This window comes from Terrilactibacillus laevilacticus, assembly GCF_006517395.1.
Classification (GTDB): domain Bacteria; phylum Bacillota; class Bacilli; order Bacillales; family Sporolactobacillaceae; genus Terrilactibacillus; species Terrilactibacillus laevilacticus.
In genome coordinates this window covers 677480-684458 of sequence record NZ_VDCY01000001.1, presented here as the reverse complement: position 1 = coordinate 684458, position 6979 = coordinate 677480, and the positions used below count along the sequence as shown (strand labels likewise).

Below are 6979 nucleotides of genomic sequence, written 5' to 3'. Positions count from 1 at the left end.
GAAAGTAGCTCAATAAAACGGAAAGTAGCTCAATAAAACGGAAAGTAGCTCAATAAAACGGAAAGTAGCTCAATAAAACGGAAAGTAGCTCAATAAAACGGAAAGTAGCTCAAATAAAAATCAAAAAGTCCTCAATAATAATATATATAAACATTATGTAAACTAAAACAAATCCATACAAAAAATACTAAGGAGATAATCAAACCCTCATAAATAATTGAATATTCTTACCGTTTAACATAAAATAGATGGATGATAATGTAAATGTCTGTTTATAAATAGAGTTAGTTCTTTGTATCTAACAAGTAGGTGATAGATATTGACAAAGAGAAAAAATAGGAGTTATTTTGCCACTGGACTTTTGATTTTTGTATTTTTAGGGTTCCTAGTAAGCTTTATATTTAGAATCACGTTTTTTGGTGGCTTAATGCTAAGTGGATTTACAGCAGCTTTAGTGGCAGGACTTGCTGATTGGTTTGCCGTATCGGCTCTTTTTCGAAAACCATTAGGGATAAAATCTAATCCATCTTTATTCATCCGGACAGATATCATATCTTCAAACCGCGAAAGGCTTACTGACACTTTAGTAAGTATGATCGAGAATGATTTATTTTCAAAAGAGAACCTTGATCGGAAAGTGGAAAAAATACGTTTAGAAGAAAAAATAGTTCAATTTTTAGATCATGATGAAGTTAAATATGAAATATCCGAAATCATACAAAACATGATGATTGATTACATAAAACATATGAATTCTACTGAGATTGGGGCATTTCTGGAACATACACTAAAGGAACAACGAAGAAATTTAGAATTCACGCCACTTATCATAGCGGTCATAGAGTATACAATAAAAAAGCGCCAGGGAGAAAAATTCATTCAATTCATTCTTGAAGAAGTTATCGGTATATGTAAGAGTAACGAGATTTCAGAATTGATTAGAATGAGTTTATTAGAAGCTAAGACGTCGTATATGAAAGAACAAACTTTTAGACAGTGGATAGATAGGTTTATTACAGACTCTACCATTGATAAATTAACATTTAATGTACAAAAACGGCTCATTGATTTTCTTGAAAATATCATGGATGGGGAAAATCCAATACGTGAAAAAATTCGAAAGAAGTGTTTGAACTACATTGATCAAATAAAAGGTGATCGTGTATTAAGAGAAAAAATAGACTCTTGGATAAATAATCAACTCATTAATAAAATTCGTATAGATACTTATGTTACTGAATTTCTTCAGCAATATAAAGATATAGTGACATCAGATAATGGTCATGTTATCAAAGCAGAGAAGGTAGAGTCTATTTTCGAGGCATTGCTTCAACAATATAAATCGCATTCTTCCATTCGGGATGAGATGGAAAGATTATTGCAAATAATGGTGAGACATTGGATCCATGTTAAGCATCATCTTTTAGGAACTTTGGTAAAAGAAGGATTAAATACTTACACGACTGATGACTTAGTTCATTTAATTGAATCAAAAGCAGGTCATGATCTACAACTTATTCGTGTAAGTGGAACATTAGTTGGCTTTTTTACAGGGGTTATCCTTTATCTACTTACCTATTGGGTTTAAAGAAGGGGAATAAATGAAGAATCGGTATCTAGCAAATAGTGTTCTTGCCATAGTGTTTGTTATTTTTGTTATTGCCGTGATTTTAAGACATGACTATGGTTCTTTTTATATTGTTAAATTAATTTATTTTATGGCTGAGGCAGCATTGGTTGGAGGTATAGCTGACTGGTTTGCAATAACAGCATTATTTAGAAAACCACTTGGTTTACCAATCCCTCATACAGCTCTTATTTCTCGGCATCGAGAGAAGTTAATCGAATCTGTCACAAAAATGGTTGAACATGAATTGTTAAATCAATCTTTAATCAAAGATAAAATTCAACAAATTTCTTTCGTAAGCTTATTTATTAGGTATATTGACCAAACGGATGGACTTAAAAAATTAGTGGAAAAGTTAGTAAACGAATCCCCTAAACTACTAAAGAAATTTGAACAAGATAAAATTTTAATTGTTTTGGAAAGTTGGATCAAGAAGAAGCTAAGAAGGTTCGATATTAACCCATTTTTATATAAAATAATTGACCATCAGATTCAATATGGAGAAATCGATAAATATATCGATTGGATGATTGACATTGGAATCTCCAAAATTCAAGAACCTGAAATGAAAGTGCAACTATCAATTTTTATCGATGCGATGTTCCAAGACTATAAAAAAAAGGGAAATTGGCTTGAAAAGTCGTGGGGAAGTTTTGCTTTAGGTTTTTTAGAATTAACCAATGTGATGAATGTCCAAGATATGGCAGACAGTATTTATCATGAACTCACTCAATCATTATATAGATTAAAGCATAGAAACCATCCGTTACGTTTAAAAGCTAAATGTATGTTAAAAGAAAGTCTATCTAAATTGGATAAGGAGTCTTCGATGAAGAGTGCTGTCGATAGATGGAAATTAGGCGTTATAGACCAAATCGAAATCCGCCCATTGCTTCATGCTTTTATTAAAGGATTATCGGAATATCTAGAGGAAAAGCCATCTTCTAATTTTATAAGTCCTTCATCAATAAAGCCGTTTCTTCATGCTCAATTGGAATCTTATTGGAATAATTTTAAAGAAAATGAAGAGTTAATAACAATAATAGAACAACGAGTTACAAATTGGGTTATTCAAATAATTGAACAAGAACATATCAAAATTGGCATGTTTGTTAATGAAAGTTTAAATCAATTCTCAAATAAAGATTTAGAAGACTTAATAGAAAGTAAAGTTGGATCCGATTTGCAATGGATCAGAGTTAATGGATCCATCGTTGGAGCAATTATTGGCTTTCTTTTATATTTATTTATGACGCTTTATGGTTTATTAATGAGTTTATAATAGGCTTCTCATCTCAAGAATATGGGATAAAAAGTCTATTATTGGCTATTTGACTGTGCTTTCAAGTATTTTAAATAAAATAAGCTAAGGATGAGGATACAAATTAAGCCCATGATAGAAATGATGGTTTCTTATAACGTCCATGCTCCAATGTTTCTTTTCAGGTCCTGAGTTCAATACTCATTATTAAATGAAGGTTTACTTGAATGGAAAGGATTAATCAATTTTTAATTCAAAGAAAGCAGCACACCTTCAGTAGGTGTGTTTTTAGTTATGCGGTTAATCTTAAAACATTTCAGAAAGTCTGCGGCGGTTTGATGCACACACTGAATCGCAGGAATCTATCCTGAATATAATTACTTTCTCTGTAAAAGGGAGGTAAACGAAATTTTTTCAGTAAATGATCTTTTTAATCACTTTTTTCAAATTAATCTTATTTAATTGACCATGGGTGTATGTCGAAAAAATTTTTCTTAGCAATCCGCTTGTGGCCTTAAAAAAAGGTGTTTTTAAACTCTGAACAATGTTAAAATAAAAAAATCAATTGACAACCATAAAACATACTATTACTATAGGAATATAGTTTAATAGTTTTGGGTTAATAGATGAGCTTTGGAGGTGAACATAAAGTGAAATTAGGTCAAATGATACTAATGTGTTGTATGCAATTTATATGTATGTTTCTGCACCACTTATTATGGCGTCTATCCATTGGCATCGAATCGACTGAGTTATTTCACTTAAAAGTCACCCCGTTAAGAGTGAAAAAGCAATATTCGGATTCAATATCATGGATCAGAAACGGCGCCGTTAAGCCCAAAAGAGCTTAAGGCGTTTTTTTAAAATGGGGGAGAGAAAATGACAAAATCATTGTATGCCATTGGCGGTGGTCAAATGGTTGAAGCGATCATTCGTGCGTCACTAGAAAATCAGGCAATCTCTGCTGAGAGCACGCATGTTGTAGATGTCAGTCCGGAGCGTGTGCGCTACTTAGCGGAGACGTATCATATAACAACAAGCCGGGAGTTTCAACCTGAACTATTAAAGAACGCTGACTTAATCTTATTGGGGGTTCGCCCGCAAGATGATTGGGAGCAAATTACCAAGCAAATTGGGTCGAGCGGCCAAAAGAAACCGCTGATCTCGATTATTGCAGGTGTCACGATCGAACAATTGGAAGACGCGCTGGAAGTAGCCGACTATCCGGTCGCTCGTATCATTCCAAACACGCTCACAGATACGGGATTTGGCGTTTCCGGTGCGGCGCTGAATGCAGCAGCGAATCAGGAAGATGTCGATGAATTTCTGAATAGTTTCGGGAAAGTTGACTATATACCTGAGGAACAAATTGATATTTACACGGGTTACGCCATTGCAGGACCAAATTATGTTTATAACTTCTATTTGGCGTTGACTAATAGCGGTGTACTTGGCGGGTTATCGAGAAAACAAGCCAATAAAATCGCACTTGAGAACCTGCAGGGAGCGGCGAAAATGCTGGAGATTACCGGCAAGCATCCGTACGAATTGCTGGATATCAACAACTCTGCCGGCGGTGTAGGGATTACGGCTCAGCATGAACTGGATGCCAGTGACTTTGCAGCTGGCATTCAGAATGCGGTGCTCGCTGCAATCAAACGGACGACAGAATTGGGAAAAGGGGAATAAAAATGGCTGTTTTAACTTGGGACCATACGATGATCAACGTTCAAGATGTGGATCAAGCAGCTCAGTTCTTCGGAGAACACGGTATTGTATTTTCACGCGGGGGCCGTCATGAAAAGTGGGGCACCGAAAACGCATTAGGTTATTTTGGCTTGAATTACATTGAACTGATTTCTGTTTATGATGAGGCTCGGGCAAAGAACTTTTCACGTGAAGATGCGTCTGCGGTTTATGATGCAGTTAAAGATTATGAACAAAAAGTACAACGCATCAATACGATCGCGATCCGCACGTCGGACATTGAAGCAACGCATGCACGTTTGAAGGAATCTGGAGTCAATGCAGGTGACATCCAAGTCGGCAAACGGTTGGACGAACAAGGGCACCTGATCACCTGGTCAATTTTCTTTATCGACGACACCATAGATGGTCTGCCCTACCCATTTTTCATCCAATGGCAGGGCAGCGATGATGCTCGAGAGAAAAAGCTTACAGAGCAAGGACTGATTGTCCAACATGCTGCTGGAAATTTGCTGGTCAGTCAAGCTATTTTCAACGTATCGGATCCGGAAAAAACGGCCGGCGTCTGGGGACAGTTACTGGAAACTAAACCAGAAAGAACGGATACCGGATACCGAATCCAATTGCACGATCGGCAATTGATTTTTAAGCAAGGAACGGAAAACCACGTTGTTCAACTGAAATTTGACGGCGCCGGGGATCAATTAAAACAACAAACATTAGTGTTTGGCAACATAACGTTTTCATTTAAATAAGGGGGAACCACAAAATGAAGAAATTAGATAAGATTATTATTGGTGTGATCGCAGCAATCGTTGTTGTCATCGGAGGTGTTTATTTTCTTGGAGGCTTTGGTTCAGATAAAAAAGCATCTTCAGATAAGGCAAGTACCAACAATCCGAAGGTCATTAAAGTTGCTTATGCGACGACTAACTTCCCAATCACGTATCAAAATGACAAGAAGCAGGGTGATGGTTATGATGTCGCAATCATGCGTGAAGTAGATAAACGATTGCCTCAATATAAATTTGACTATGTCGGCACGAGTGACGATGACGTTTTAATCGGTGTGAAGAGCGGCAAGTATCAAGTTGGCGTTAAGAATGTTTTCTACACGGCGGATCGTGCCAAGACGTACCTCTTTCCAAAAAATTACTTAGGTGTGAGTGACTCCGGTTTTGTTGTGCGTACGAAAGATAAAGATAAGTTCGGCGGTTTAGCTAAACTCGCTCAGAATAACGGCAAATTAGTACCGATCGCTCCGCAAAATGGACAATATGCTGTAATCGCTGATTATAACAAAAACCATAATCCGAAGATCAAGTTAGGCAGTGCCGATACATTCGTAGTTTCTGATGCTTTGAAGTGGGTTAACGAAGGCCGTTACGATGCATTCTTTGCGATCCGCCCAATGTATGAAGCCAATGTTGAAAAGAAAAACGGTGCGAACGCTGATTTGAAAGGCAAGTTAACTTACGTTACATTAGGCGGAATCAAGACGTACCCGCTATTTAATAAGGATCAGAAGGAATTTGCTGCAGCTTATGACAAGGCGATTACGAAAATCATTGATTCCGGCAAGGCAGCGGAACTTTCAGAGAAATACTTTGGTCAGGATAACTTTAAATTGTTGAATCAACCATTTAAATAATGAGGAAGTTGAGGGTTTCTAAATGGAGAATATCAAATTAATCGTCAACTTCTTAGGTCAATTACTTCCAGCCATTAACATCACCTTGATTGTATCGTTATCATCGATCATTTTGGGAAGTTTGCTCGGGCTGCTGCTTGCAGCGGCAAGATTGAGTCAGTCGGTTATTTTGAGAGTACTCGCCAGTATCTATGTGAGTGTTATTCGGGCAACACCTTCAATCATCATGATATTCTTGGTTTATTACGGCATGCCGCTTCTCTTCAATGGCTGGTTCCACACAAATATTGATGGATGGAACCGCATGTACTTTGTCATAATTGCTTTAACATTACTGTTTTCAGCACCGGTTTCTGAAATTATGCGTTCGGCATATGAGTCCATATCCAAGGGGCAAATGGAGGCAGGGCTGCTCGTCGGCATGAGCCCGTTCCAGACTTTTTATCGGATTATTTTGCCGCAAGCCTTTGTCGTGGCACTGCCTAACTTTGCGAATTCAGTAGTCAACCTTCTAAAAGAAGGGGCATTGACGTTCACAATCGGGGTCGTCGATATGGTTGCCAAGGCACAAATGATTGTGGCCAATAACTCAGGCGGCTATGCGTGGCAGACGTATTGCGCTTTAGCCTTAATCTACTGGGTTATCTCATTGGCGATTGACAAGGGTGTGTCCTTGGTTGAGAAATCTTATCAGAAAAAAAGAAAAACCATTGCAGTTTAAGGGGGCCTCTTA

At 37.3% G+C, this 6979-nt stretch carries 6 protein-coding genes; all 6 read left to right on the top strand.

Annotated elements, in window-relative coordinates; translation table 11 throughout:
• The first annotated feature begins 319 nt into the window (after positions 1–319).
• The 6 genes from FG390_RS03055 (at position 320) to FG390_RS03030 (ending at position 6967) form a co-directional block, all read left to right on the top strand.
• Positions 320–1588: a DUF445 domain-containing protein gene (locus FG390_RS03055; protein ID WP_141189517.1), complete on the top strand. Its 1269-nt coding sequence runs from the start codon at positions 320–322 to the stop codon at positions 1586–1588.
• Positions 1589–1601: 13 nt separating this feature from the next.
• A complete protein-coding gene (locus tag FG390_RS03050; RefSeq protein WP_141189516.1) occupies positions 1602–2909 on the top strand; it encodes a DUF445 domain-containing protein in 1308 nt (435 codons plus the stop codon).
• Positions 2910–3767: 858 nt separating this feature from the next.
• Positions 3768–4577 (top strand): pyrroline-5-carboxylate reductase family protein, encoded by an 810-nt coding sequence (locus tag FG390_RS03045; RefSeq protein ID WP_141189515.1) that lies wholly within the window; start codon positions 3768–3770, stop codon positions 4575–4577.
• Between the two features lie 2 nt (positions 4578–4579).
• The gene (locus tag FG390_RS03040) at positions 4580–5350 is read left to right on the top strand and encodes a VOC family protein (protein ID WP_141189514.1); all 771 of its coding nucleotides are present in this window, start codon (positions 4580–4582) and stop codon (positions 5348–5350) included.
• A 14-nt stretch (positions 5351–5364) separates the two neighbouring features.
• Entirely contained in the window at positions 5365–6246 is an 882-nt protein-coding gene (locus FG390_RS03035) for a transporter substrate-binding domain-containing protein (protein WP_141189513.1), read from the top strand.
• Positions 6247–6268: 22 nt separating this feature from the next.
• Positions 6269–6967 carry an amino acid ABC transporter permease gene (locus tag FG390_RS03030; protein ID WP_141189512.1) on the top strand — a complete coding sequence of 233 codons (699 nt, stop codon included), beginning with the start codon at positions 6269–6271 and terminating at the stop codon, positions 6965–6967.
• Positions 6968–6979: the final 12 nt, after the last annotated feature.